We start from the raw sequence: 24,526 nt of genomic DNA on the forward strand, positions 1-24,526 counted from the left end.
CGAATCACGTCAGGAGTCGCGCATGTCCCGACGGGGCCCACTCCTCCTCGCTCTCGGCGCGGCCCTCTGCATCGCGGCCGTGGCGGGCGGAGTCGCGGCCGTCGCCGACTCGATGCGGCAGACCGAGCAGGTCACTGAGATCGGCTCCACCCCGGTGATCGGTCCGAGCCGCGCGCCGTCCGGCACCGGGACCCCGGTCGCGCCGGTCGAGCCGAGCACCGTGCCGGATCCTGCGGCGACCCCCGCTCCCGCGGACACCCCCGCCGCGCAGCCGGGCGGCGGGCAGGCCTCTCCGGGCGGTGTCGCGCCGGTGCCGGTCGTCCCCGTGCCCGCGCCCGACGCGGACGACGACGGCGACGACGAGGACACCGACGACCCGGACGACGACGTCGACGACGACACCGACGACTGACCCGGGGCCAGCCGGGCGTCAGCCGATCAGCCGGTAGCCCATCCCGCGCACGGTCTCGATCCGCTCGGCGCCGATCTTGCCGCGCAGGTAGCGCACGTAGACGTCCACCACGTTCGAGCCGGGATCGAAGTCGTACCCCCACACCCGGCTGAGCAGCTGCTCGCGGCTGAGCACCTGCTCGGGGTGGCGGAGGAACTCCTCGGCGAGCGCGAACTCGCGGGCCGACAGATCGATCGCCGCCTCGCCGATCCGCGCGCGCCGGGAGCGCAGATCGAGCGAGACCCCGCCGTGCACGAGCACGCCGTCGTCCGCGGGGCCGGAGGCGGTGGCCGCGGCCTCGCGCAGCCGCACCCGGATCCGCGCCAGCAGCTCGTCGAAGCGGAACGGCTTCGCGAGGTAGTCGTTGGCGCCGAGGTCCAGGCCCTCGACGGTGTCGGCGACCGAGCTGCGCGCCGTCAGCATGATCACCGGCAGCGTCACCCCCTCGGCCCTCAGGGCGCGCAGGACCGCGAATCCGTCCATCCCGGGGAGGCCGACGTCGAGCAGCACCAGGTCGAACCCGCCGCTGCGGAGGTACGCGAGCGCGTCGTCGCCGCGCTCCGCCCGAGTGGTCGTGTAGCCGGCCGCACGCAGGCCCTTCTCGACGAAGGCGGCGATGCGCTCCTCGTCCTCGGCGATCAGGATCGTGCTCACTCGGGGAGGTCCTTCCGGTCGTCTGCGGTGCGCGGCGTGCGCGAGGGGTCCGGGGCGAGGGGGAGCGAGAGCGCGAAGCGCGTCCCGCGCCCGGGGACGCTGTCGAGCTCGACCGACCCGTCGTGCGCCCGGGCGATCGCCGAGACGATCGCGAGCCCGAGACCCGAGCCCCGGATCCCGCGGCCGTCGTCGACCCTGCCGAAGCGCTCGAAGATCCGCTCGCGCGCCGCCGCGGGGATGCCCGGCCCCTCGTCGCTGACGAAGAGCTCGACGCGGCCTCCGCGCCGCTCGCTGCCCACGACGACGGAGGAGCCGTCGGGGCTGTACTTCGCGGCGTTGTCGGCGAGCTGCAGCCAGGCCTGGGTGATCCGCCGGGCGTCGACGCCGAGCTCGACGTCGGCGACCGGGCCGGCCCGCCACCGGTGTCCCGGGATCACCGACACCTTGGCGAGCACCCGGTGGGTGAGCTCGGCGATGCTCGTCGGCTGCGGCGAGAACTGGTCGGCGCGCTCCGCCTCCGAGAGCTCGGCGATGTCGTCGATGAGGTGGCTCATCCGGTCGAGCTCGTCGAGCGCGATCGTGCGCGTCGACTCGATGTCGTGGGGGTCGTGGGGATCGACGAGCTCGAGGTGGCCCCGCACGATCGTGATCGGGGTGCCGAGCTCGTGCCGGACGTCGGCCAGCAGGCGCCGCTGCGATTCGAACGAGCCCTCCAGCCGCCCGATCATGTCGTTGACGGTGCGGGTGAGGTCCGAGACGTCGTCGTCGCCGGCCACGGGGATGCGCTCGCCCAGGTCGGTCGCGGTGATGCGCGAGGCGGTGCGGCGCAGCTCGCGGATGGGGCTGAGGAGCCGCCCGGCGACGAACCAGCCGACCAGCCCGATGGCAGCGAGGGCGACGACCGCGATCGCCGCGTAGCTCCGGGAGACGTCGGCCAGGTCGGAGAGCCGCGCATCGACGTCGATGGCGGTGACGAACACCCCGGAGGCGGTGTCGCCGTCGACGCGCACCGGCACCGCCGCGTAGCGGAGCGACCCGTCCGGCGTCTCGGCGGAGCCGAGCACCGTCGCCCCGCCCGCCGTCTCGCCCGAGACCCGAGCGAGGAACTCGTCGTCGTCGTCGAGCAGGAAGCTCAGGGCGAACGGCTGCGGCTCCCAGCGGGCGACGCCGTCGACGAGTCCGACGGTGCTGCCGTCGAGGCGCGGGAGCGCCTGCCCGAGCACCGTGCGCAGCAGGGCGTCGATGTCGTTGAAGCCCGAGCCGTCGGTCGGCGCGGCGGTCAGGGGAGCGCCCTCCTGCACCTCGCTCGACGTCGCCGCCGAGGACTCGACGATCGTCCGCACGCTCTCGACCTGCTGCCGCAGCTCCTCGTCGACGGAGGCGAGGATCCGGTCGCGCTGGAGCAGGAACGACGTGCCGCCCGACACCACCAGGCCGAGTGCGCTGACCACGAGGATCGCGCCGAGGATCCGGACCCTCACCGAGCGGAGCCGTCTGGCGCGGCTCGTGCGCGTCGGCGGGGTCGGAGTCATCTGGTCGGCTCCCGGGGACGTGGCCGGCGTCGGCCGGACGGGCGGGACGGCGGGCGGATCCGTCTCAGGACTCCATTGTCGCAGCCGGGCGCCGTGGCGACCTGGGACGGCGCAGCCGGCACGCTCGGAGCCCGCGCCGTCAGCGCAGTCGCAGCCGGGCGTTAAAGAGCTCGACGCCCTGCGGCAGCGGCGCAGCCGGCTGCTCTGACGGGGCGTCGAGCTCTTCTTGGGGTCGATGATGCACCCGCGCGGTCCGATCCGCAAGAGCCCCCGGATGTTCGCCGAGCGCGAGCGCTGCGGGGGAGTCCGGCTCCGCGCGCTCGGTAGACTGGACCGCCTGTTTTCTTGCGGCCCCCGGAGCGCATCCCGCCTCCGGTCCGCGACGGCGATGCACGGGAAAGGCGCACGATGGCAGACTCCGACACCGTCCTCGAGTCCGAGCTGACGCGTGAGCGCGACTACGTGGCCGCGCTCTACGCCCGCCTCGACGAGCTGATCGCGGAGGCGCGGGCCGCGCTCGACAGCGTCCGCATCGAGAGCGTCGGAGGCAACCACCAGAGCCGCTCCGAGCGCGACGCCTTCGCGCGCCTCTACGAGGACCGGCTCCGGATGCTCACCGGCGCCGACGACCGCCTCGCCTTCGGTCGGCTGACCCTGGCGGACAGCGAGACCGAGCACCGCTACATCGGCCGCATCGGGCTGCGCGACGAGGAGCAGGACGCGCTCCTGCTCGACTGGCGCGCCCCGCAGTCGGCCGCCTTCTACCAGGCGACCGCCGCGCAGCCGATGGGCACCCGCGCCCGTCGTCACCTGACGACCCGCGGCCGCGAGGTGCTCCGCTTCGAGGACGAGGTGTTCGACGAGGAGCTCCTGCGCGAGGGAACGGCGCTCCAGGGCGAGGGCGCTCTGATGGCCGCGCTCGGCGCCGAGCGGACCGGCCGGATGCACGACATCGTGGCCACCATCCAGAGCGAGCAGGACCGCATCATCCGCTCCGACCTGCGGGGCGTGCTCGTCGTGCAGGGCGGCCCCGGAACCGGCAAGACCGCGGTGGCGCTGCACCGCGCCGCCTACCTGCTCTACTCCTACCGCGAGCGGATCGCCTCGCAGGGCGTGCTGGTCGTCGGCCCGTCCCGCTCGTTCCTGCGCTACATCGAGGCCGTGCTGCCCTCGCTCGGCGAGACCGGTGTCGTCCTCTCGACCCTCGGTCAGCTCTTCCCCGGGCTCGACCTCGTCGAGGAGGACGAGCCGCTCGTCGCCCGGGTGAAGGGCTCGGCGCGGATGGCGGAGCTGCTCAAGCGCGCCGTCCGCTCCCGGCAGGTCGTCCCCGCCGAGACGCAGATCCTCGAGGTGAACGGCGAGAAGCTGCGCCTCGAGCCGCACGACGTCGAGCGCGCGATCACGCGGGCCCGCGACTCCCGCAAGCCGCACAACGAGGCGCGCGTCACCTTCGTCAAGGCGATGCTCTCGCAGCTGACCCGCCAGCTCGCCGACCAGCTGCGCAGCCACGGCAACACGGTCGACGAGGCCGACGAGGCCGTCCTCCGCGAGGACGTCCGGACGGCCGACGACGTCCGCATCGCGCTCAACACCGCGTGGATCCCGCTGACCCCCGAGAAGCTCCTGCAGGATCTGTACGCCCGGCCGAACTGGTTCGCGACGCTCACCCCGCGCTGGACCCCGGCCCAGCGCGCCCTGCTGCGCCGCCCCCGCGATGCGCCGTTCACCGTCTCCGACGTCCCGCTGCTCGACGAGGCCGCCGAGCTGCTCGGCTCCTACGACGACCACGCCGACGCGCAGAGGAAGGCCGAGAAGGAGCAGCGCCGCCGCGATGTCGAGAACGCCGAGGCGGCGATCCGCAACATGGGCGTCGAGGGCCTCGTCAACGCGAAGGACCTCGCCGCGGGTTTCGCCGAGCGCACCAGCCTCGGCACCACCTCCGAGCGCGCCGCCGCCGACCGCTCCTGGGCCTACGGCCACGTGGTCGTCGACGAGGCGCAGGAGCTCTCGCCGATGCAGTGGCGCGTGCTGATCCGCCGCTGCCCGATGCGCTCGTTCACGATCGTGGGCGACGTCGCCCAGGCGTCCGGCGCCTCCGCCGCGTCGAGCTGGGACGACGCGCTCCGCGACGCGTTCGGCCGTCAGGGCCGCCCGGGGGAGGCGCCGGCCTGGCGCCTCGAGGAGCTCACGGTCAACTACCGCACCCCCGCGCAGATCGTGGCGCTCGCCGAGCGCACCGCCCGCGAGAACGGACTCGAGGTCACCCCGAGCCGCTCCGTGCGCTCGACGGAGTGGCCGGTCCGCACCGTCCGCGACCGCGGCGACGCGCCGCTCGCCGACCGCGTTCTCGCCGCCGTCCGCGAGGACAGGGCGATCAGCACCGACGGCACGCTCGCGATCATCGCCCCCGACGCCGACCTCGACGCGATCGCGGTGCGGGCGGAGGAGGAGCTCGGCCGCGAGGTCGGCCGGGGTTCGCGCGGGCTCGACCGCCCGGTGGCGATCCTCTCGACGACCGAGGCGAAGGGGCTCGAGTTCGACTCCGTCGTCATCGCCCGCCCGCGCCTGATCGCGGCGGCGGGTGAGCGCGGTGCCGCGGCGCTCTACGTCGCGATGACGCGCCCCACCCAGCGGCTGACCCTCGTCGAGTGACCGCGTGCGGCTCCCGGGCGACTCCCCGACGCCGCGCTCTAGGATTGACGACCATGAGCAGTGAGAACCTGACCAAGCCCGAACTCGACGCCCCCGACGGCCCGGCCCCCGACACCCTCGTGGTCGAGGACCTCGTCATCGGCGACGGCGCCGAGGCCCAGCCCGGCTCGACCGTCGACGTGCACTACCTCGGCGTCGAGTACGACACCGGCGAGGAGTTCGACTCCTCCTGGAGCCGCAACCAGTCGATCAACTTCCCCCTGAACAACCTGATCAAGGCGTGGCAGCAGGGCATCCCCGGCATGAAGGTCGGCGGCCGCCGCAAGCTGGTCTGCCCGCCCGCCCTCGCCTACGGCCCCGCCGGCGGCGGACACCCGCTGTCGGGCAAGACCCTGATCTTCGTGATCGACCTGCTCGGCACGAAGTAGCCGTCAGCAGCACGCGAGAAGGCGCAGTCCCGAGCTATCGGGGCTGCGCCTTCTTCACGCGGTCGACGAGCTCGCGCCACGCGCCGTCGAGCTCGGTCTCGCCGAGGCGGACCCGGTGCGTCTGCACCCTGATCTCGTAGACGAAGCGGTCGGGACGGCCGCTGGACGCTCCCCGCGGCGCGCGGGAGTCGTCCCAGGGCAGCGAGTCCAGCAGCTCGAGCCAGGCCCGCTCGTCCGGCTGCTCGGTGACGTCCACCCGCCACACCCGGCGCAGCCCGGCGAAGCCGCCGCTGCGCGACACGATCACGTCCATGCGCGCGATGGTACCCGCCCGGCTCGCGTGCGGCCGGGGTGTCGCGGGATCAGGCCGCCGGCAGCTCGACGCCCACCGTCGACCAGCCGGTGCGGACCGCCCGCTCGACGTCGGAACCCGCGCCGAAGCGCGCGGCGGCCGCCCGGACGGTGAGCGCGGCGAACGCCGGGAAGTCGGCGGTCGCGGTGAGGACGCCGCCGGTGAGCACGTCGTACCAGACCTGCCCCGCCCGCTCCCACGCCCTGCCGCCCAGCGTCGTGGCGGCGACGGCGAAGGCCCGGTTGGGGATGCCGGAGTTGATGTGCACCCCGCCGTTGTCGTCCTCGGTGTCGACGTAGTCGGCCATCGAGCCGGGCTGCGGGTCGGTGCCGAGCACGTCGTCGTCGTAGGCGGTGCCCGGAGCGATCATCGAGCGCAGGGCGGCGCCCTCGACCTCGTCGGTGAAGAGGCCCTCGCCGATCAGCCAGGTCGCCTCCTCCGCGTTCTGCCCCGCGCCGAACTGCTCGAGCAGCGCTCCGAAGACGTCCGAGATCGACTCGTTGAGCGCACCCGACTGCCCGCGGTAGACGAGGTTGGCCGTGTACTCGGTGATGCCGTGCGCGAGCTCGTGGCCGATGACGCTCGGCGAGACGGTGAACCGGCGGAACACCTGGCCGTCGCCGTCGCCGAAGACCATCCGGGAGCCGTCCCAGAAGGCGTTGTCGTAGTCGTCGCCGTAGTGCACGGTCGCGTCCAGCGGCAGCCAGGCGTCGTCGATGGAGTCGCGGCCGTACGCCTCCTGGAGGAACGCGAACATCGCGCCCAGCCCGTCGTACGCCTCGTCGACAGCGGGATCGCCCGTCGCCGCCGTGCCCTCGCGCCGGACGACCTCGCCGGGCAGGGTCTCGGTCGTCCTCGCGTCCGAGATGGTGCGCTGGAGCGCCTGGACCCGCTGCCGAGGCGACGGGGTCGCCGTCGCCGTCGGGCCGGGAGCGCCCCGCCCGGGCGTGGGGCCGGGAGCCGGCTCACCCGGCCGGACGCGGCGGAACGGCTCGTCCTGCTCGAGCGAGCGGCTCGCCGCCCTGGCGGCCCGCGCGAACGCGGGATCGTCGAGGCGGGCGATGCGGACGAGGAGGTACGGCGGCACGACTGTTCGTCTCATGCCCCGATCCTCGCACCGACCTCCGACACCGTCCCGGGCTCGCGGAGACAGGGCGGAGGGAGTAGCGCTCCGCGCCGTCCGCGCGCGATAGCCTGGCGAACGACGAGCGGTTTCCATCGATCCGGGGCGTGCCCCGAGGACCACGAGGGCGAGCATGGGCATCATCACGCGGGGATTCTTCGGCAAGCGCGAGCAGAATCCCGACATCCCGCCGGGCCAGTACCTCGAGAACGGCTTCCCCGTCCTCTCGATCGGTCCGACGCCGAACATCCACGAGTGGGCCTTCTCGATCGACGCGGGCCCCGACGGGCAGCGCCGCTGGACGCGCGCCGAGTTCGACGCCCTGCCGCACGAGGACGTGCACACCGACATCCACTGCGTCACCCGCTGGTCCAAGCTCGGCACGAGCTGGCGCGGCGTCTCGGTCGACACCCTCCTCGACGGCATCGAGAGCGAGGCGGGCTTCGTCATGGCCGAGAGCTTCGGCGGCTACACCACCAACCTGCCGCTCGCCGAGATCCGGGGCGGCAAGGCGTGGGTCGTCACCGAGTTCGAGGGCGCCCCGCTGGCCCCCGAGCACGGCGGCCCCGCCCGGCTGCTCGTGCCGCACCTCTACTTCTGGAAGAGCGCGAAGTGGGTCAGGACGCTCCGGCTGATGCCCGGCGACCAGCCCGGGTTCTGGGAGCAGAACGGCTACCACATGCACGGCGACCCCTGGAAGGAGGAGCGCTACTGGTGATGTGGACGGAGGCGTTGACCGAGTCGGTCGCCCCGCTCACCCCGACCTCGCGCCTCCTGACGCTGCGCGTGCCCGGCTGGCCCGGGCACCTCGCAGGCCAGCACCTCGACGTGCGCCTGACCGCTCCCGAAGGCTACCAGGCGAGCCGGTCCTACTCGGTCAGCGCGCCCTCCGACGGCGAGCTCGTCGAGCTCTCGGTCGAGCGGCTCGACGACGGCGAGGTCTCGCCCTACCTGGTCGACGGCCTGGAGCCCGGGGACCGGCTCGAGGTGAGGGGCCCGATCGGCGGCTGGTTCGTCTGGCGCACCGATCAGATCGAGCCGGTGCAGCTGATCGCCGGCGGCAGCGGGATCGCACCCCTGATGGCGATGGCCCGCGAGCACCACCGGGCCGGCAGCGGTGCCGCGATGCGGCTGCTCTACTCCGTGCGCTCGCCCGTCTTCGCCTACTACCGGGATGCCCTGCAGACCCTGGCCGAGACGCCTCCCGAGCACGGCGGAGTCGTCACCGACACGGTCTACACGCGCGTCGCCCCGCCCGGTGCGACCAGGCCCGCCGGCCGCGTGACTCCGGAGCTGCTCGCGGAGGCGACGCTGCCGCCCTCACTGCACCCGACGGTCTACGTCTGCGGACCCACCGCGTTCGTCGAGGCCGTCGCGACGGCTCTCGTCGCCCAGGGCCACGCGCCCGAGCGCGTCCGCACCGAGCGCTTCGGCGGCCCCTGACCCCTCTCGCGGAGCGGGTCAGCGGGTCACTCGAACGAGACGGTGCGGTTGTCGCCGATGTCGGGCTGTCCGCCGGTGACGGCGGCCGCGATCACCTTGAAGAGCACGACGGGGCGAGCATCGTCGGTCGTCCAGAGCTCGACGGTCTCGGCGGAGACGCGGAGCAGCGCGATGGTCGGGTCCTCCTTGCCCTCCGGGAACCACGCCGACACCGAGGGCGACCACAGCTCGTCGATCTTCGCCGTGTCGTGCACGACGGTCGCCGAGCCCGCGACCGAGAGATAGCCCTTCTTCGACTCGAAGGCCACGTTCACGCTCGGGTTGGCGCGGATGTCGTCGACCTTGGGCGACGGGTCCTGGGTGAAGAACCACAGGTCTCCGTCGAAGTCGGTGTCCTGGGCGGCGAGCGGGCGGCTGACGAGCTGTCCTGTCGCGTTCACGGTGGTGAGGAGTCCGATCTTCGCGCTCTTCACGATCTCGGCGATCTGAGCGATGTCGTCGGAGCCGGCGGGGGTGATCTCGGTGTCGGTCATGCGCTCGACGCTACGCCCGCCGTCCGGCAGGGCAAGGGGTGGCGGGGCCGCCGCTCCCGTGTCTAGCGTCGGAGGCATGGACACCACCACGTACACGGCCATCCTCGACAGCGGCGCGGAGCAGGAGAGCATCCGCCTCGAGTACATCGACGGCGCTCCCCAGCCCACGCTCACCCGCCTCGCCGACATCGACGGCGAGGACGTCGAGGTCGTCTGGGAGCTCGAGCCCGACGACGAGGGCTTCCACGTCTACCGACCGGTGCGCGTCGAGGGCCGCGACGACGACAGCGGAGCCGTCTCCGAGAACCTCACCGACGGCAACGGCGCCGGCGCCTACTCCGGCGAGTGACCCCGGGCCGGGACAGCGTGCGTGCTGACGCCGACGGGTCTTCTCGGTAGAGGGCTCTTCCGCCCGCGGTCCCTCCCCCCTCGCTGATCGAGTAGCCCGCGCAGCGGGCGTATCGAGATCCATGTCCGTCAGAAGGCCGGGGCAGAAGCCGCCCCTGCTGATGGTGGTCGGTCTCGATACGCCCCTGCGGGGCTGCTCGACCAGCGGGCGGGGCGCCGTCACGCCACCGGATGCAGGGCGTCGTACTCGCGGAACGCCCTCCGCGTCCGCAGCACTACGCCGAGGATCGCGATGATCGCGAGCCCGCCGGCGAGCGGCGGCAGCCAGAGCAGCGCGAGCGACGCCAGCAGCCCCGTGTAGAGGTCGCCCACCCGCGGTCCTCCGGTCACGACCACGATGAAGACCCCCTGCAGCCGCCCCCGCATGTTGTCGGGCACCGCGGTCTGCAGCATCGTCTGCCGGAAGATCGAGCTCACGTTGTCGGCCGCGCCCGCGCCGGCGAGGGCCACGGAGGCGGCGATCACGAGCGGCAGGTTCGGCGCGGAGGCGTCGTGCTCGACGAGTGCCGCCACCAGCAGCACCGCGCCGAACGCGACGATGAAGCCTCCGTAGACCTGGATCGAGCGCCCGATCGCGAGTCCCTGCCGGCGCACTCCCGTCAGCCGTCCCGAGAAGACCCCGCTCAGCAGCGCGCCGATCGCGAACGCCGCGGTGAGCACGCCCACCGTCACCGCGCCTCCGCCGAGCAGGAGCGCCGCCGCCGCCGGGAACACGACACGCGGCTGGCCGAAGGTCATGGCGACGATGTCGACCACGAACGACATCCGGATGTTCGGCGCCCCCCGGAGGAAGTGCATCCCGAAGCGGAGCGACTCGAGCCCCGGTCGCTGCCGCTCGCCCTCCGGCACCAGCGACGGCAGTCCGGCGATGCCCAGGAACGCTGCGAGGAACAGCACGACGTCGATCGTGTACGTCACCGCGAAGCCGGAGGACGCGACGAGCACGCCCGCGAGCGCCGGCCCGACCGTCACCTCGACTCCGCTGGCGATGCCACCGAGGGCCGCCGCGGCGGGCACCAGGTCGCTCCGCAGCAGCCGGGGCGCGAGCGTCATCCGCGTCGCGACGATGACTGTGGTCGCGACCGCGTTCAGCGCGGTCAGCAGGTAGAGCGACGGAGGCGACTCGGCGCCCAGCCACGCCAGCGCTGCGATGCCCGCGGTCGACCCCCACGCGACGATCGCCGAGATCAGCAGCACCAGCCGGCGGTCGAAGGCGTCCGCGAGCATCCCGCCGTAGAGGCCGGCGAGCACCGTGGGGACGAGGGCGACGACGCCGACCATCGCGACGGCGAGCGTGGATCCGGTGAGCTCGTAGATGTGCAGGCCCACGGCGACGATCGTCATCTGCCCGCCGATGCCCGAGATCACGTTGCCGGCCCAGAGCCGGGCGAAGGCCGGGGACTCGCGGAGCGGGGAGACGTCGATGACGTGGCTGCGCCGGGGCGCTGGCGGGGGCGGGGTCACTCGCTCCATTGTGCTCGCTCCGTGCCCGCCCGGGCGCAGAGCGGGGTGCTCGGAGGCGGACCCTCTAGGGTGATGGGCATGAGCACGTCACCCGACGGCGCGCCCGGACGTCGGGCGGCGTCCGCGCGAACCGCCGGAGCCGCCCCCACCCGCAGGACGGCGCGCGCCGCCGCTCCGGCGTCCGCACGCCGCCCGGCCCGCGCCGCGTCCACCGCCTCCGGTGGCCGAGCGTCGACCGCGTGGCGCCGCCACGGCCCGGCGCTCGCGTCGATCGCGATCGCGCTGATCGTCGTCCCGATCTCGTTCTTCGTCTGGTACGCCCTGATCTCGCTCGGCGCGTTCCCGGGCGATCAGGCCGTCTCCGATCTTCTCGTCGGCGTCCTCTACACGGCCGTCGTGCACGCCCTGCTCCTGGCGGGCGTCCTGCTGGGAGCGTCCTCGATCCGCGCGAGGCGCCGCGAGGGCCGGCCGGCGGTGGCGGGCTGGATCGGCGTCGTCCTCAACGTCCTGGTGGTCGTCTACTGGGAGCTGCTCGTCTCGCCGTGGCTCGTCGAGCTCTGGAACCGGGCCACCGGCTCCTGAGCCGGCCCGGCGGAGTCGATCCCGCATCGGAGCCCCGCCTCGGGCGCCCGCTCTGGTAAGGTCGTGAAGTTGCCGTTCAACGGCCGCGGATCAAGAGAGCCCACGCATCAGGCGCAGGGCACCGCGCAACGAGAGAAAGGGGATCCATCTATGGCACTCGAAGGAGACGTCAAGAAGGCGATCATCGAAGAGTACGCGACCCACCCCGGTGACACCGGATCCCCCGAGGTGCAGGTCGCCGTCCTGACCCGTCGGATCAAGGACCTCACCGAGCACCTCAAGGAGCACAAGCACGACCACCACTCGCGTCGTGGTCTGCTGCTGCTCGTGGGTCAGCGTCGTCGACTCCTCGGCTACCTGTCGGATGTGGACATCAACCGCTACCGCTCGCTGATCGAGCGTCTCGGCCTGCGCCGCTAGTTCCCTTCGGAGCAGCGCGCGGTCTCGATGACACCGCGAACTTCTTACCCGTTCGGGCCGTCCTCCTCGCGGGGGGCGGCCCGTTCCGTGTGTCCGTGCCCGCGATCAGGGCAGCCGCTCCGGCCGGTCGACGCCGCCCCACGAGAACGCGCTGGACACCGCGAACCAGTCGGCCGCGGCCCGCGCCGCAGCCGCATCGGCGGCCCGCCGCTCCGGTCTCGCGAGCGCGTCGCCGAGCGCCGGCAGCAGCCAGCCGTCCGAGAGCGCCGTCGCCTCCGCGTCCCGCCACGCGGCCGAGCACTCGGGACCGGCCGCCGCAGCCTCCGCTCCCGAGGTGACCTCCCAGCCCTCGCTCGAGGCGACGAGGGCCAGCGCGCAGGTCAGCGCCGCTGTGCGCACGACGCTGCGCGGCGCGCGGACGGGACCGGACGAGGCCGCGAGATCCTGCGCCTCCACGACGGCCGTCAGCGCGAGGAAGAGCCGGGTCCCGTCGACGTCGGGCTGCGGCTCGAGCCGCCCCGGCCCGGCCGAGATCGCGGCGGAGGCGCCGGGCGCGAGGAGGAGCCCTCGTCCCGAGCGCGACGCGTAGGAGTTGAGCAGGCCCGTGACGCCCCCGGTCTGGCTCACCACCCCGCGGACCGACGGATCGCTCAGCGCCCAGACGACGGAGGTGCGGTTGTGCACGGTGAGCCGTCGGTGGTCCTCGTCGACGCAGGCGATCAGGTGCCCGGCCACGGCGTCCGATCCGCGGTCGAGCACCGAGCCGGCGTCGAGCAGCTCGCGGGCGTCGCCGCACTGGCTGGGGGCGCCGGCGACGGCGGCCGGGCGCGGGGCCGGCGGCACCAGCGTGCCGAGGCCGAGCGCCAGCGCGGCGACGGCGGCGACAGCGACGGCGGAGGCGGCAGCCGCGCCGACCAGACGCCGGCGGGTTCCCGGCTCCGCACGCGGTCGACTCCGCCGCGATCCCGCTCGGATCACCGGCTCCGTCGTGCCTCGTCGCACCATCCGGGACTCCCTCTGCTCGGAGGCTAGCCCGGCGGACGTCCCCTGACGAGGGGTCGTGGCGGGCCCATGACGAGAAACTTCGAGATTTCTCCGGATCCGTGCATCCGCCGGAGCCACTCGGCCGGAAGTAGTCCGTGAAGGCCCTTCTCCAGTACCCACCGACCCGCCTGCGGGTCCCACTGTGAAAGAGGAACACCGTGACCACCTCCCGCTTCTCCCGCCGCCTGCTGACCGGCGCCTGCGTCGGCACCCTCGCGGTCGTCGGCCTCGCCGCCGCTCCCGCGAACGCCGCCGACGCCGACTCGGCCGACCTCTACGTCCTCCACGCGGTCCCGGACACCCCGGTCGACGTGTACGTCAACGGAGCACTGACGCTCGACGACTTCACGCCCGGATCGCTCGCCGGCCCGCTGGACCTGCCGACCGGCACCTACACCGTCGCGATCACCGCGGCCGACGCCGCCGACGCGAGCGCGCCGGTCATCGGCCCGGTCGACCTCGCGCTGGAGGCCGGCAAGAGCTACACCGTCGCCGCGCACCTCAAGCCGGACAACACCCCGACGGCGACGCTGTTCCCGAACGACATCTCGGCGACCGCCGCGGGCGAGGGCCGCCTCACCGTCCGTCACATCGCCGCGGCCCCCGCGGTCGACATCCTCGCCGGCGGCACCCCCGTGCTGACGAACGTGACGAACCCGAACGAGGGCATCCTGAACCTCGCTCCGGCGACGATCTCGACCGTCGTCGCGGCGACCGGCACCACCGCTCCGGTGATCGGCCCGGCCGACGTCCAGGTCCAGGAGGGCGTCAACACGATCGTCTACGCCTGGGGCAGCCTCGAGAAGGGCAACCTCGCCCTCGCGACGCAGACCATCGACGGCCTGCACTCGACCCCGTCCGGCGTCCCCGCCGGTGAGGCCGGACTCGCGGCCGACAACCGCCCCGACGCGGCGGCCGGCTGGTGGGGCGCCGCGGCGTTCGCAGCCCTCGCCCTCGCCGGTGCGACAGTCCTCGGACGTCGGAAGGCCACCGCGGGTCGCTGACCCGTTCCCGGTCGCAGGTCCCTCGGGATCGGCGACCGGGCCCCCTACTGCCGACCGGCGGCGCGCGAGCGCTGACGAGTCGGCCCGCCGATCACGAGCGAGGAGAACGCGATGAGGTCGACCCCCCTCCGCCTCCGCACCCTCGCCGTGCTCGGCGTGATCGTGGTCGGCGCCGGTCTCGGCGGATGCTCGGCACAGGCGGCCGGGGTCGTGCCCGCCCCTGACGCGAGCGTGTCGACCGAGCAGCCGACGCCGACCACGATCCCCTCCGAGACCAGCAGCCCCGCAGCACTGCCCTCCATCCCCATCGGTGACGCACGACTCGGGGCCACCCCCGCGCCGACGGTCACCGCGCCGACCAGGATCGCCGTCGACGGACTCCCGGTCGACATGCCCCTCGAGCCGGTGGGGGTGGTCGAGGACGGCAGCATGGAGCTCGTCCCCGACACCGGCATCGCCGGCTGGTACCGCTTCGGAGCCGGCCTCGACGAGCCGGACGGCACCATCGTCGTCGCCGCGCACGTCGACTCCCTCACCTACGGCCTCGGCCCGTTCGCCGAGATCAAGAAGGCCCAGCCCGGGCAGACGATCCGCCTCACGGCGCCGGACGGCACGGAACGGACCTTCATCGTCTCCACCGTCGAGACGACAGAGAAGGAGAGCGTCGACCTCTCGACGGTCTTCGTCCGGGACGGCCCGCCCCGCCTGGTCCTGATCACCTGCGGTGGCGACTTCGACTACGACACCCGCCACTACCTCAGCAACGTCGTGGTGACGGCCGAGCCCGCACCATGACCCCGCCCCCGAGACGCCGCCCCGTACGATGAACGGAGCGATCGTCGCAGCGCCGCCCGCCGCTCCGGCACGGCGCCGCATTCCCACCAGGAGGATCCCCCTGACCGACGCCGAGCAGAGCGAGCCCTTCGACGGGGCCGAGGACGAGCGTGCCGTCTTGCACCGCCTCGGGCTGCGCTTCGTCGCGGGGGAGGAGCCGGCACTGTCCGAGGCCTACTCGCGCTGGTCGCCCCTCGTCTTCACGCTCGCCCTCCGCTCCCTCGGCGATCGAGGGGAGGCGGAGGACGTGGTCCAGCGGGTGTTCGTCTCGGCCTGGACCGGGCGCGGGAACTTCGACCCCGGACGGGCGGCGCTCGGCGCCTGGCTGGTCGGGATCGCGCGGAACCGCATCGCCGACGCCCACGAGAGCCGATCGCGCCAGCGGCGGCTCACTCAGGCGCTGGTGGCCGTCGCGCCGAGGGACGAGGGCGAGTCTCCGGTCGACCTGGAGGCGAAGGTCCTGGTGGCCGACGAGCTCGCCCGCCTCGATCCGGTGCCGCGCCGCGTGATGAGCCTCGCCTTCTACGACGACCTCACCCACACCGAGATCGCCGAGCGCACCGGGCTCCCGCTCGGCACCGTCAAGAGCCACATCCGCCGCAGTCTCGATCGACTCCGCTCCCGTCTGGAGGTGAGCAGCACATGACCCATCTCGACCCCGATGAGCTCGCCCTGCTCGCCCTCGGCGAGGGCTCGACCGCCGACGTCGACGCGCACCTGCGCGACTGCCCCGAGTGCGCGCAGCAGCTCGTCGAGCTCGGCCACGCCGCCGACCTCGGCAGGGCGAGCCGCACCTACGCCCTCGAGACGCCGCCCGCGGCCGTCTGGGAGCGCATCAGCGACGAGCTCGCGCTGGCCGGCGAGCAGCCGGTCGCGCTCGCACCGGTCACCCGCCTCCCGACGGGACGGCACCGTCCCGAGCGCCAGCCCAGCCGCCTCGTGGGCATCGCGGTCGCCGCCGCGGCTGCGCTCGTCGTCGGCGTCGTGGGAGGCGCCTGGTGGCAGGGTTCGCGCCCCGACCCGGCCGTGGTGGTCGCCCGCGCCGATCTCCTCGCCTTCCCCGGCTGGCAGGGCGCGAGCGGCACCGCCGAGCTCGAGGATGCGGACGGCGAGCGTCAGCTCGTCGTCCACCTCGACGCCGACGGGGGAGCGGAGGCCTACCGAGAGGTCTGGCTGATCGCCCCCGACGCCTCCGGACTCGTCGGCCTCGGCGTGCTCGACGGCACCGACGGGCGCTTCACCGTGCCGGCCGACGTCGACCTCTCGGAGTACTCGCTCGTCGACGTGTCCGAGGAGCCGCTCGACGGCGATCCGGCGCACTCCGGCGACTCGATCGTCCGCGGCCCTCTCCTCGAGGGCTGAGTCAGGCGGCTCGGCGCTCCTCGAGGAGGGCGACGAGCGCCTGGACGGCGGCCGACGGGCGCGGGGCCGTGCACACCGACAGCTCCCACTCGAGCTCCCGCCAGTCGAGCGAGATCGCCGTCACGCCCTCGAGCGGAGCGATCCCGGCCCGCGGCACGATCGCCGGCCCGAGTCCGGCCTGCACGAAGCGGGGGATGGCCGGCAGATCAGCCACCTCGGTGGCGACCCGGCGCGAGGCTCCCGCGGCACGGAAGGCGCGATCGACGGCGACGCGGTTGCCGAACCCGGCCGGCGTGTCCACGAAGGCGAGCCCGTCGAGGTCCTCGGGAGTCGGCCGCGCTGCGCCGGCGAGCGGGCCCGAGCTCTCGACCAGCAGCACGTAGTCGCTGCGCACGACCGTGGTGACCGCGAGATCCGTCAGATCGTCCGCCGGGAGCGCGAGCAGCGCGACGTCGAGGCGTCCCCGCCGCAGGTCCTCGGCGAGACCGGTCGACCCAGTGGTCGACGTCCGCAGCAGCAGGTCGACGAGCGGATGACGACGGCGGAAGACGCCGAGCACGCCGGGCAGATCGACCAGGTCGAGCGCCGAGAAGGTGCCCACCCTGACGCGCCCTCGCAGGCCCGCCGCATCCTCCGCCGCCAGCGAGCGCATGAGATCGAGTCCGTCGATGGCCGAGCGGGCGGCCGGGAGCAGCGCCTCGCCCACGGCCGTGAGCGCGACCCGGCGCGTCGACCGGGTGAACAGCGGGGCCCCGAGCTCCAGTTCGAGCGCGCGGATGCTCGCCGACAGGGTCGACTGGACCACGAAGAGGCGGGCGGCGGCGCGGGTGAAGTTCAGTTCCTCCGCGACGGCCACGAAGGCGGCGAGCTGTCGGTCGTCCATCCCCGCATTATCCTGCTTTCCCGATCAATGCGACCGAGATCATCCGTTGGACGTGGATGACGAGGGGGAGCATCCTGATGCCGTGCCCACCTCAGACCGCACCACCTCAGACCGCACCACCTCAGTGCCCACCGCCTCCGTGTCAGCCGCCTCCACCGACGGCGTCGCCCCGTCCCGCCGCCCCGAGCTCCCGCACCGCCACGGCTTCTGGGTCATCGCGGTCGCGTTCCTCGCCGTCATGGCCTTCTCGACCGTGCCGACGCCGCTCTACGCGATCTACCAGCAGCGCGACGGCTTCCCCGCCTTCGTCGTCACGGTCGTCTTCGCCGCCTACGCGGTCGGAGTCGTGGCCAGCCTCTTCCTGGCCGGCCACGTCAGCGACTGGCTCGGCCGCCGCCGGATCCTGCTGGCGTCGATCCTCGTCGAGGTGCTCGCGAGCGCCGTCTTCCTGCTCTGGCCCGAGGTGCCCGGGCTCATCGTCGCCCGCCTCCTGACGGGCCTCGGCGTCGGAGCCCTCACCGCCACGGCGACCGCGCACCTCTCCGAGCTCCGCGCGATCGCCCGCCCCGAGGAGGGTCCCGGAACCTCCCGCGCCGTCTCGACCCTCGTCAACATGGGCGGCCTCGCCCTCGGCCCGCTCGTCGGAGGAGTCTTCGCGGTCACCGTCGACCGCCCCCTGGTCGTGCCCTACGAGGTGTTCCTCGTCGTGCTCGTCGTGCTCGGCCTCGCCGTGGCGCTCGTCCCCGAGACGGTCGAGCGGCGCGAGATCCTGCCCGCCTACCGCCCGCAGCGGCTCGCGGTGCCGGAGGCGTCCCGCGGCACGTTCCTCTCGGCCGCGGTCGGCGCCTTCGCCGGGTTCGCCGTGTTCGGGCTCTTCACCTCTCTCGCCCCCACCTTCCTCGCGGGGCGCTTCGGCGAGACCTCGCACCTCGAGGCGGGTGCCGTGTCGTTCGGAGTCTTCGCGGCGGGAGCCGTCGCGCAGCTGGCGTCCACCCGGCTCTCCTCCCGGCGCGCCCTGACCCTCTCCGCCGCGGCACTGACGCTCGGCCTGGTGCTCGTCGCCGTCGGCGCCGTCGTGGTCTCGCTGCCCGCCTTCATCATCGGCGGCGTCGTCGCCGGCGCCGGAGTCGGCCTGCTCTTCCGCCTGTCGCTCGGCGTCGCGGGCTCGCTCGCCTCCGACGAGACGCGCGGAGAGGTGCTGGCGGCGATGTTCCTCGCCGCGTACCTCGGGCTCGCCGTGCCGGTCCTCCTGATCGGAGCCGCCCTCGCCCTGCTGCCCTCGGTGCCGGTGCTGCTCGGCTTCGTGGCCGTCGTGCTCGTCCTGGTGCTCGCGGCGATCGTGCGGATGCGCCGCTCGGCCGAGTGAGTCCTCGCCGGGTCGCAGACGCCCGCCCCGCGCTCCACAATGGGGGGATGAAGCTCTTCTCTCATCGCCGCGGTGACGCCGGCAACCCTCTGCCGGCGAACGACCGCGGGTCGGGAAAGCTCGACGACTACGACTACGAGCTCCTCCCCAAGTCGCGGCGCGGCGAGACCCTGCTCGGCATCGCCGACTCCCTCCCGCACCAGGAGGAGCTCGCCCGGATCCTCTCGTTCGGCGAGGAGGAGGTCACGGCGATCATCCCGCGGCGCTCGGCCGAGGAGGAGCGCACCGACGCCCCGATGCCGGTGCGGCTCTTCGCGAACCAGCGCCCGTCCGACCTCGTCGGCTACGTGCCGCGCGGGCTCGAGAACGTGGTCGACGCGGCGCTGGCGCGACTGTCGGAGGCGGGCAAGCAGCCTCGGGTCCCGGCCCGCATCGTGAAGGCCAAGGGGGCGCTCCGCGTGCAGCTCCTGATGCACGAGACCCGCGGCTGACCCGCGGATCCTGGCCGCGGGGCACCCGTGCTGATAGCATGAACCGGTTCCGAATCCGAAAGCGGCCGCCGGCTGCAGCCGGGTTCGAACCACGGAGCAGGCCGGCAGGAAGCTGGTCCTCGGTGGTGGAGTCCCGGATCGACGTCGCAGAAGCGGCGTTCTGCCGCTCGGCAGAGTGCACACAGGCACAGGCAGACCCGGAGCTTTTCTACTGGTGGCCAGCACGAACGCCCTCCCCACGACGGCACGGCGCGAAGCCCTGCCACGGGATCGTCTCGATTCCTGATCGGAACGCTGCTCCGACGAACGCCGGCGCCCAGAGGGGTGCCGCTGCAGACGTTAAGGAGACAGACCTCTTGGAAGGTCCTGAAATCACATTCGCCGAAGCCGTTCTCGACAACGGCTCGTACGGCACCCGCACCGTCCGCTTCGAGACCGGCCGCCTCGCGCAGCAGGCCCAGGGAGCCGTCGCCGCGTACCTCGACGAGGACACCATGCTCCTCTCGGCCACGTCGGCGTCGAAGAACCCGAAGGACAACTTCGACTTCTTCCCGCTGACCGTCGACGTCGAGGAGCGCTCCTACGCCGCCGGCAAGATCCCCGGCTCGTTCTTCCGTCGCGAGGGCCGCCCCTCCACCGAGGCGATCCTGGTCTGCCGTCTGATCGACCGGCCGCTGCGCCCCTCGTTCGTCGAGGGCCTGCGCAACGAGGTCCAGATCGTCATCACCGTCCTGAGCATCGCTCCCGACGAGTTCTACGACGCTCTCGCGATCAACGCCGCGAGCGCCTCGACCCAGATCTCGGGTCTGCCCTTCTCGGGCCCCGTCGCCGGTGTGCGCCTCGCGCTCATGTCCGACGGCTCGGGCAACGACCAGTGGGTCGCCTTCCCCAAGGCCTCGCAGCTCGAGAACGCCGTCTTCGACCTCACCGTCGCGGGCCGCGTCGTCACCAACGAGGACGGCTCCTCCGACGTCGCCATCATGATGGTGGAGGCCGAGGCCACCGAGTCCTCCTGGAACCTCATCAAGGCGGGTGCGACCAAGCCCAACGAGGCCGTCGTCGCCGAGGGCCTCGAGGCCTCGAAGCCCTTCCTCCGCGCTCTCGTCGAGGCGCAGGCCGAGCTGGCCGCCTCCACCGCCAAGCCCGTCCGCGACTACCCGGTCTTCCTGCCCTACACGCAGGAGACCTACGACAACGTCGCCGAGCTCAGCTACGACGAGCTCGTCCGCGTCTACCAGATCGCCGACAAGGTCGAGCGTCAGGACGCCGACGACGCTCTCAAGGCGAAGGTCAAGGAGCAGATCGCCGAGCGCATCGCGTCCGGTCAGCTCTCCGCCGAGGCCTACTCGCAGGTGTCCGGCGCGTACAAGTCCGTCACGAAGGTGGTCGTCCGCGGCCGCATCCTCCGCGACGGCGTGCGCATCGACGGCCGCGGCCTGGCCGACATCCGTCCGCTCGACGCCGAGGTGCAGGTCATCCCCCGCGTCCACGGCTCGGCGATCTTCCAGCGCGGAGAGACCCAGATCCTGGGTGTCACCACGCTGAACATGCTCAAGATGGAGCAGCAGATCGACTCGCTGTCGCCCGTCACGAAGAAGCGCTACCTGCACCACTACAACTTCCCGCCCTACTCGACCGGTGAGACCGGTCGCGTCGGGTCGCCGAAGCGTCGCGAGATCGGGCACGGCTTCCTCGCCGAGCGTGCGCTCGTGCCGGTGCTGCCGAGCCGCGAGGAGTTCCCCTACGCGATCCGTCAGGTGTCCGAGGCGCTCAGCTCCAACGGCTCCACCTCGATGGGCTCCGTCTGCGCGTCCACCCTCTCGCTCCTCAACGCCGGTGTCCCGCTGCGCGCCCCGGTCGCGGGCATCGCGATGGGCCTCGTCTCCGACGTGGTCGACGGTCAGACCCGCTACGCGGCGCTGACCGACATCCTCGGCGCCGAGGACGCGCTGGGCGACATGGACTTCAAGGTCGCCGGCACGTCAGAGTTCGTCACGGCCATCCAGCTCGACACGAAGCTCGACGGCATCCCGTCGTCGGTCCTCGACGCCGCGCTGAAGCAGGCCAAGGACGCCCGCACCACGATCCTCGCGGTGCTCACGGCGGCCATCGACCAGCCCGACGAGATGGCCCCGACCGCGCCCCGCGTGATCTCGGTCCAGATCCCCGTCGACAAGATCGGCGAGCTGATCGGCCCCAAGGGCAAGACGATCAACGCGATCCAGGACGAGACCGGCGCCGACATCTCCATCGAGGAGGACGGCACCGTCTACATCGGCGCCGTCGACGGACCGTCGGCCGAGGCCGCTCGCGCCCAGGTCAACGCCATCGCGAACCCGACGAACCCCGAGGTCGGCGAGCAGTTCCTCGGAACCGTCGTCAAGCTCGCGACGTTCGGCGCGTTCGTCTCGCTCCTGCCCGGCAAGGACGGACTGCTGCACATCAGCGAGGTCCGCAAGCTCGCCGGTGGCAAGCGCGTCGAGAACGTCGAGGACGTCCTCGGTGTGGGCCAGAAGCTGCTCGTCCAGATCACCAAGATCGACGACCGCGGCAAGCTCTCCCTCGCGCCCGTCGTGGCCGAGGAGGCGGAGGCGCTCGTCGTCGCCGTCGAGGAGCCCGTCGAGAGCTGATCCCTCTCGCGCGAACGACGGACGCCCGTCCCACTCCGGTGGGGCGGGCGTCCGTCGTTCCCCACCATGGGGTACGGTGGCCGGACTGCGCCGTCGCACCGCCCCGACCGGAGGACACCGTGACCGACCCGACGCCCCTGGCCACCGAGCTGGAGACGCCTCCTCCGTTCCGCACCCTGGGCCGCACCGGCCTCCCGGTGCATCCGCTCGCCCTCGACGGCTCCGTCTTCGGCTGGGCCGCCGCCATCGACGACACGACGGAGGCGCTCGACTCCTTCGCCGCTCTCGGCGGCACGCTGATCTCGACCGCCGACCACTACGCCACCGGTCGCAGCGAGTACATGATCGGCCGCTGGCTCGAGTCGAGCGGCACGCGCGACCGGATGCTGGTCGCCACCAAGGTCGGCCGCCATCCCGACGCTCCGGGGCTCGCCGCCGCCGATGTGACCTCGGCTGTGCAGGGCTGCCTCGAGCGCCTCGGCACGCGGATCGACCTGCTGTCCTTCGACAGCGAGGACCCCGAGGTGCCGATCGAGGAGAGCCTCGCCGCGGTCGCCCCGTTCCTCGCCGACGGCACGGTCGGCGCGATCGGCGCCGCCCACTTCAGCGGTGCCGCTCTCGCCGCGGCCGATGAGGCCGCGCAGACGCTCGGCCTGCCTGCGTTCGCGGTCGTCATCGCCGAGTACAACCTGATGGAGCGCGGCGCCTACGAGAGCGATGTGGCCCCCGAGGTCGAGCGCCAGGGCCTCGCGACGCTCGCGCGCCTCCCGCTCGCGAGCGGTTACCTGACGGGCAGGTTCCGCAGCCGCTCCGACGAGCCCGAGTCGGTGATGTTCGAGGCGGCGCTCGACTACATCGGCCGGCACGGCAACCGCGTCCTCGGCGTCCTCGACGAGGTGGCGGAGGTGCACGGCACCAACCCGGGCACCATCGCCCTCGCATGGGTGCTCTCGCACCAGGAGGTGGCGGCCGCCGTCGTCCGCGCGCGCGGGGCCGCCGAGCTCGAGTCGCTCTTCGGTGCGGCGGCGGTGCCGCTCACCCGGAGCGACATCGCGCAGCTCGACCGCGCCTCGGCCTGACGGCCCCCGCCGCGCGTCAGCGTCGGAGGATCCGCGCCTCCCACGGACCGAGAGTCGACCCCGTCGCTCCCCGGACGTTGCCGAGCACCGTCTCGGCGCCCGCCCACTCCTCGAGCAGCGCGACCTCGAGCGGCTCGCCCGACACATTGCCGACGACGAGCAGCTCGTCGGGGCCGGTGCGGGTGAAGGCGAACAGCCGCGGATGCTCCGCCTCGAGCAGCCCGAAGCGGCCGAGCTGCACCGTCTCGTCGTCGTGGCGCAGGGCGATCAGCGCGCGGTAGTGCTCGAAGACCGACCGCTCGGCCGCCCGGTCGGTCTCGACGTTGACCTCGACGTGGTTCGGGTTGACCGGGATCCAGGGCTCGCCGGTCGTGAAGCCCGCCTGCGGCCCCGAGTCCCACTGCACCGGGGTGCGGGCGTTGTCGCGGCTCTGCGCCCGGAGACCGGCGAGCACCGCCTCCGGAGCCTCGCCGCGGTCCTCGACCGCCTCCGCGTAGTAGTTCAGCGACTCGACGTCGCGGAAGTCGTCGATCCCCGAGAACGGCACGTTGGTCATGCCGATCTCCTCGCCCTGGTAGATGTACGGCGTGCCGCGCTGCAGGTGCAGGAGCGTCGCCCAGAGCGTCGCCGACTCGTAGCGCCACTCGCCGTCGTCGCCGAAGCGCGACACGACCCGGGGCTGGTCGTGGTTGTTCAGGTAGAGGCTGTTCCAGCCCTTCTCGGCGAGGCCGTCCTGCCAGCGCGCGAGGTTGGCCTTCAGCGCGACCAGGTCGAGCGGGACCGGGTGGAACTTGTCGACGCCGTGGTCGATGCCGACGTGCTCGAACTGGAAGACCATGTCGAGCTCGCGGCGCGCGGGATCGGTGACGAGCGCCGCCTCCTCGAGGGTGACGCCCGGCATCTCGCCGACGGTCAGGACGGCGCCCTCGCGGCCGGCGAACACCTCCCGGTGCATCTCCTGGAGGAACTCGTGCAGCCGGGGCCCGACCCCGCCGACGATCCCGGAGCCGCCGGCGTCGCCGTCGACCTGCTCGAGGTCCTTCGAGACGAGGTTGATGACGTCCATCCGGAAGCCGTCGACCCCGCGGTCGAGCCACCAGGTCATCATCGCGTGCACCGCGCGGCGCACCTCGGGGTTCTCCCAGTTGAGGTCGGGCTGCTGCACCGCGAAGAGGTGCAGGAAGTACTCGTCGGTCTCCGGGTCGAGGGTCCAGGCGGGGCCGGAGAAGTACGAGCGCCAGCCGTTGGGCTCCGCGACGTCGAGCCGGGCCTCGGCCGCGGCGTCGAGCTCGCGGCCCTCCTCGACGGCGACGCGCCCGCGCCGCCACCAGTACCAGTCGCGCTTCGCATCCTCCTGCGAGGAGCGCGACTCGACGAACCACGCGTGCTCGTCGCTCGTGTGGTTGACGACGAGGTCCATCATGATCCGGATGCCGCGCCCGTGCGCCTCGGCCAGCAGCAGGTCGAACTCGGCGAGCGAGCCGAACAGCGGATCGATGTCCTGGTAGTCGGAGATGTCGTAGCCGTTGTCGTGCTGCGGCGAGGGGTAGATCGGCGACAGCCAGACCACGTCCACGCCGAGATCGGCGAGGTGCCCGAGCCGCGCGCGGATGCCGCCGAGGTCGCCGATGCCGTCGCCGTTCGAGTCGGCGAACGAGCGGGGGTAGATCTGGTAGACGACGGCGCTGGTCCACCAGGGCGGGGTCGGGGTGAGGGGCTCCATGAGGGCGAATCTAGCCGTGACGACCGACACTGCGGGGGCCGCCGCTCCGACGTCGACGGACGAGGAGG

25 protein-coding genes are annotated in these 24,526 nt (G+C 72.9%); 16 read left to right on the forward strand and 9 right to left on the reverse strand.

The features are described from left to right. Positions 1-22 precede the first annotated feature (22 nt). The gene (locus GRS96_RS09360; RefSeq protein ID WP_159858103.1) at positions 23-412 is read left to right on the forward strand and encodes a hypothetical protein; all 390 of its coding nucleotides are present in this window, start codon (positions 23-25) and stop codon (positions 410-412) included. An 18-nt stretch (positions 413-430) separates the two neighbouring features. Here GRS96_RS09360 and GRS96_RS09365 read toward each other — a convergent pair whose 3' ends face one another. Continuing rightward, positions 431-1,105, reverse strand: a complete 675-nt coding sequence (locus GRS96_RS09365; RefSeq protein WP_159858101.1) for a response regulator transcription factor — start codon at positions 1,103-1,105, stop codon at positions 431-433. Further along, on the reverse strand, positions 1,102-2,637 hold the full coding sequence (locus GRS96_RS09370; RefSeq protein WP_159988339.1) for a sensor histidine kinase: 1,536 nt from the start codon (positions 2,635-2,637) through the stop codon (positions 1,102-1,104). The genes GRS96_RS09365 and GRS96_RS09370 overlap by 4 nt, the downstream gene beginning before the upstream one ends. A gap of 408 nt (positions 2,638-3,045) precedes the next feature. On the opposite strand from GRS96_RS09370, the gene GRS96_RS09375 reads away from it, so the two are divergent. Together GRS96_RS09375 and GRS96_RS09380 are read left to right on the forward strand one after the other, a co-directional pair. Further along, positions 3,046-5,289 (forward strand): HelD family protein, encoded by a 2,244-nt coding sequence (locus GRS96_RS09375; RefSeq protein ID WP_159988340.1) that lies wholly within the window; start codon positions 3,046-3,048, stop codon positions 5,287-5,289. A 53-nt stretch (positions 5,290-5,342) separates the two neighbouring features. Beyond that, positions 5,343-5,717, forward strand: a complete 375-nt coding sequence (locus tag GRS96_RS09380) for an FKBP-type peptidyl-prolyl cis-trans isomerase (RefSeq protein ID WP_159858095.1) — start codon at positions 5,343-5,345, stop codon at positions 5,715-5,717. Positions 5,718-5,751: 34 nt separating this feature from the next. On the opposite strand, the gene GRS96_RS09385 is transcribed toward GRS96_RS09380, so the two are convergent. Further along, the gene (locus tag GRS96_RS09385; RefSeq protein ID WP_159858093.1) at positions 5,752-6,030 is read right to left on the reverse strand and encodes a protealysin inhibitor emfourin; all 279 of its coding nucleotides are present in this window, start codon (positions 6,028-6,030) and stop codon (positions 5,752-5,754) included. A gap of 49 nt (positions 6,031-6,079) precedes the next feature. Then, the gene (locus GRS96_RS09390; protein WP_159988341.1) at positions 6,080-7,171 is read right to left on the reverse strand and encodes a M4 family metallopeptidase; all 1,092 of its coding nucleotides are present in this window, start codon (positions 7,169-7,171) and stop codon (positions 6,080-6,082) included. A gap of 154 nt (positions 7,172-7,325) precedes the next feature. Here GRS96_RS09390 and GRS96_RS09395 point away from each other — a divergent pair, with 154 nt between their 5' ends. Continuing rightward, a complete protein-coding gene (locus GRS96_RS09395) occupies positions 7,326-7,910 on the forward strand; it encodes a molybdopterin-dependent oxidoreductase (protein ID WP_159858090.1) in 585 nt (194 codons plus the stop codon). Further along, positions 7,910-8,635: a ferredoxin reductase gene (locus tag GRS96_RS09400; protein ID WP_159989292.1), complete on the forward strand. Its 726-nt coding sequence runs from the start codon at positions 7,910-7,912 to the stop codon at positions 8,633-8,635. Before GRS96_RS09395 ends, GRS96_RS09400 begins: the two co-directional genes overlap by 1 nt. 26 nt (positions 8,636-8,661) lie before the next feature. On the opposite strand, the gene GRS96_RS09405 is transcribed toward GRS96_RS09400, so the two are convergent. Next, on the reverse strand, positions 8,662-9,168 hold the full coding sequence (locus GRS96_RS09405) for a pyridoxamine 5'-phosphate oxidase family protein (RefSeq protein ID WP_159858088.1): 507 nt from the start codon (positions 9,166-9,168) through the stop codon (positions 8,662-8,664). Positions 9,169-9,244: 76 nt separating this feature from the next. Between GRS96_RS09405 and GRS96_RS09410 the strand changes: the two genes are divergently transcribed. Continuing rightward, a complete protein-coding gene (locus GRS96_RS09410; RefSeq protein WP_159858086.1) occupies positions 9,245-9,517 on the forward strand; it encodes a hypothetical protein in 273 nt (90 codons plus the stop codon). Positions 9,518-9,735: 218 nt separating this feature from the next. Here GRS96_RS09410 and GRS96_RS09415 read toward each other — a convergent pair whose 3' ends face one another. Then, positions 9,736-11,049 (reverse strand): MFS transporter, encoded by a 1,314-nt coding sequence (locus tag GRS96_RS09415; protein WP_159988342.1) that lies wholly within the window; start codon positions 11,047-11,049, stop codon positions 9,736-9,738. 69 nt (positions 11,050-11,118) lie between these two features. On the opposite strand from GRS96_RS09415, the gene GRS96_RS09420 reads away from it, so the two are divergent. Both GRS96_RS09420 and rpsO read left to right on the forward strand, forming a co-directional pair. After that, on the forward strand, positions 11,119-11,622 hold the full coding sequence (locus tag GRS96_RS09420) for a hypothetical protein (RefSeq protein WP_159858082.1): 504 nt from the start codon (positions 11,119-11,121) through the stop codon (positions 11,620-11,622). Positions 11,623-11,772: 150 nt separating this feature from the next. Beyond that, positions 11,773-12,042: a 30S ribosomal protein S15 gene (gene rpsO, locus GRS96_RS09425; RefSeq protein WP_159858080.1), complete on the forward strand. Its 270-nt coding sequence runs from the start codon at positions 11,773-11,775 to the stop codon at positions 12,040-12,042. A 105-nt stretch (positions 12,043-12,147) separates the two neighbouring features. On the opposite strand, the gene GRS96_RS09430 is transcribed toward rpsO, so the two are convergent. Beyond that, a complete protein-coding gene (locus GRS96_RS09430; RefSeq protein WP_159988343.1) occupies positions 12,148-13,047 on the reverse strand; it encodes a hypothetical protein in 900 nt (299 codons plus the stop codon). Positions 13,048-13,244: 197 nt separating this feature from the next. Here GRS96_RS09430 and GRS96_RS09435 point away from each other — a divergent pair, with 197 nt between their 5' ends. From GRS96_RS09435 to GRS96_RS09450, 4 genes are all read left to right on the forward strand, one after another. Beyond that, entirely contained in the window at positions 13,245-14,090 is an 846-nt protein-coding gene (locus GRS96_RS09435; protein ID WP_235022064.1) for a DUF4397 domain-containing protein, read from the forward strand. 111 nt (positions 14,091-14,201) lie between these two features. Then, on the forward strand, positions 14,202-14,885 hold the full coding sequence (locus tag GRS96_RS09440) for a class F sortase (protein ID WP_159988344.1): 684 nt from the start codon (positions 14,202-14,204) through the stop codon (positions 14,883-14,885). 28 nt (positions 14,886-14,913) lie between these two features. Next, entirely contained in the window at positions 14,914-15,570 is a 657-nt protein-coding gene (locus tag GRS96_RS09445) for an RNA polymerase sigma factor (protein WP_159988345.1), read from the forward strand. Beyond that, positions 15,567-16,286, forward strand: coding sequence for an anti-sigma factor (locus GRS96_RS09450; RefSeq protein WP_159988346.1), 720 nt, complete (start codon positions 15,567-15,569; stop codon positions 16,284-16,286). The genes GRS96_RS09445 and GRS96_RS09450 overlap by 4 nt, the downstream gene beginning before the upstream one ends. Position 16,287: 1 nt before the next feature. Here the strand turns inward: GRS96_RS09450 and GRS96_RS09455 are convergent, their stop codons facing one another. Beyond that, complete coding sequence (locus GRS96_RS09455; protein ID WP_159988347.1) at positions 16,288-17,169, reverse strand: LysR family transcriptional regulator; 882 nt, start codon at positions 17,167-17,169, stop codon at positions 16,288-16,290. 82 nt (positions 17,170-17,251) lie between these two features. Here GRS96_RS09455 and GRS96_RS09460 point away from each other — a divergent pair, with 82 nt between their 5' ends. The 4 genes from GRS96_RS09460 to GRS96_RS09475 all read left to right on the forward strand — a co-directional run bounded on the left by GRS96_RS09460 (position 17,252) and on the right by GRS96_RS09475 (position 22,735). Then, complete coding sequence (locus GRS96_RS09460) at positions 17,252-18,535, forward strand: MFS transporter (protein WP_235022063.1); 1,284 nt, start codon at positions 17,252-17,254, stop codon at positions 18,533-18,535. A gap of 47 nt (positions 18,536-18,582) precedes the next feature. After that, positions 18,583-19,026, forward strand: coding sequence for a hypothetical protein (locus tag GRS96_RS09465; RefSeq protein ID WP_159858066.1), 444 nt, complete (start codon positions 18,583-18,585; stop codon positions 19,024-19,026). Between the two features lie 356 nt (positions 19,027-19,382). Continuing rightward, on the forward strand, positions 19,383-21,656 hold the full coding sequence (locus GRS96_RS09470; protein WP_159858064.1) for a polyribonucleotide nucleotidyltransferase: 2,274 nt from the start codon (positions 19,383-19,385) through the stop codon (positions 21,654-21,656). Between the two features lie 119 nt (positions 21,657-21,775). Then, a complete protein-coding gene (locus GRS96_RS09475) occupies positions 21,776-22,735 on the forward strand; it encodes an aldo/keto reductase (RefSeq protein ID WP_159988349.1) in 960 nt (319 codons plus the stop codon). Between the two features lie 16 nt (positions 22,736-22,751). Here the strand turns inward: GRS96_RS09475 and GRS96_RS09480 are convergent, their stop codons facing one another. Next, the gene (locus tag GRS96_RS09480; protein ID WP_159988350.1) at positions 22,752-24,458 is read right to left on the reverse strand and encodes a glycoside hydrolase family 13 protein; all 1,707 of its coding nucleotides are present in this window, start codon (positions 24,456-24,458) and stop codon (positions 22,752-22,754) included. Positions 24,459-24,526: the final 68 nt, after the last annotated feature.

Origin of the sequence: Rathayibacter sp. VKM Ac-2803 (assembly GCF_009807175.1) — a bacterium.
Taxonomy (GTDB): Bacteria; Actinomycetota; Actinomycetes; order Actinomycetales; family Microbacteriaceae; genus Rathayibacter.

Bases quoted from the DNA above. Each gene is read 5' to 3' on its own strand.
- GRS96_RS09450 (WP_159988346.1), top strand. From the start codon at position 15,567: ATGACCCATCTCGACCCCGATGAGCTCGCCCTGCTCGCCCTCGGCGAG.
- GRS96_RS09390 (WP_159988341.1), bottom strand. From the start codon at position 7,171: ATGAGACGAACAGTCGTGCCGCCGTACCTCCTCGTCCGCATCGCCCGC.
- GRS96_RS09405 (WP_159858088.1), bottom strand. From the start codon at position 9,168: ATGACCGACACCGAGATCACCCCCGCCGGCTCCGACGACATCGCTCAG.
- GRS96_RS09480 (WP_159988350.1), bottom strand. From the start codon at position 24,458: ATGGAGCCCCTCACCCCGACCCCGCCCTGGTGGACCAGCGCCGTCGTC.
- GRS96_RS09375 (WP_159988340.1), top strand. From the start codon at position 3,046: ATGGCAGACTCCGACACCGTCCTCGAGTCCGAGCTGACGCGTGAGCGC.
- GRS96_RS09380 (WP_159858095.1), top strand. From the start codon at position 5,343: ATGAGCAGTGAGAACCTGACCAAGCCCGAACTCGACGCCCCCGACGGC.
- GRS96_RS09440 (WP_159988344.1), top strand. From the start codon at position 14,202: ATGAGGTCGACCCCCCTCCGCCTCCGCACCCTCGCCGTGCTCGGCGTG.
- GRS96_RS09400 (WP_159989292.1), top strand. From the start codon at position 7,910: ATGTGGACGGAGGCGTTGACCGAGTCGGTCGCCCCGCTCACCCCGACC.
- GRS96_RS09420 (WP_159858082.1), top strand. From the start codon at position 11,119: ATGAGCACGTCACCCGACGGCGCGCCCGGACGTCGGGCGGCGTCCGCG.
- GRS96_RS09360 (WP_159858103.1), top strand. From the start codon at position 23: ATGTCCCGACGGGGCCCACTCCTCCTCGCTCTCGGCGCGGCCCTCTGC.
- GRS96_RS09385 (WP_159858093.1), bottom strand. From the start codon at position 6,030: ATGGACGTGATCGTGTCGCGCAGCGGCGGCTTCGCCGGGCTGCGCCGG.
- GRS96_RS09465 (WP_159858066.1), top strand. From the start codon at position 18,583: ATGAAGCTCTTCTCTCATCGCCGCGGTGACGCCGGCAACCCTCTGCCG.
- rpsO (WP_159858080.1), top strand. From the start codon at position 11,773: ATGGCACTCGAAGGAGACGTCAAGAAGGCGATCATCGAAGAGTACGCG.
- GRS96_RS09370 (WP_159988339.1), bottom strand. From the start codon at position 2,637: ATGACTCCGACCCCGCCGACGCGCACGAGCCGCGCCAGACGGCTCCGC.
- GRS96_RS09395 (WP_159858090.1), top strand. From the start codon at position 7,326: ATGGGCATCATCACGCGGGGATTCTTCGGCAAGCGCGAGCAGAATCCC.
- GRS96_RS09455 (WP_159988347.1), bottom strand. From the start codon at position 17,169: ATGGACGACCGACAGCTCGCCGCCTTCGTGGCCGTCGCGGAGGAACTG.
- GRS96_RS09410 (WP_159858086.1), top strand. From the start codon at position 9,245: ATGGACACCACCACGTACACGGCCATCCTCGACAGCGGCGCGGAGCAG.
- GRS96_RS09430 (WP_159988343.1), bottom strand. From the start codon at position 13,047: ATGGTGCGACGAGGCACGACGGAGCCGGTGATCCGAGCGGGATCGCGG.
- GRS96_RS09415 (WP_159988342.1), bottom strand. From the start codon at position 11,049: ATGGAGCGAGTGACCCCGCCCCCGCCAGCGCCCCGGCGCAGCCACGTC.
- GRS96_RS09445 (WP_159988345.1), top strand. From the start codon at position 14,914: ATGAACGGAGCGATCGTCGCAGCGCCGCCCGCCGCTCCGGCACGGCGC.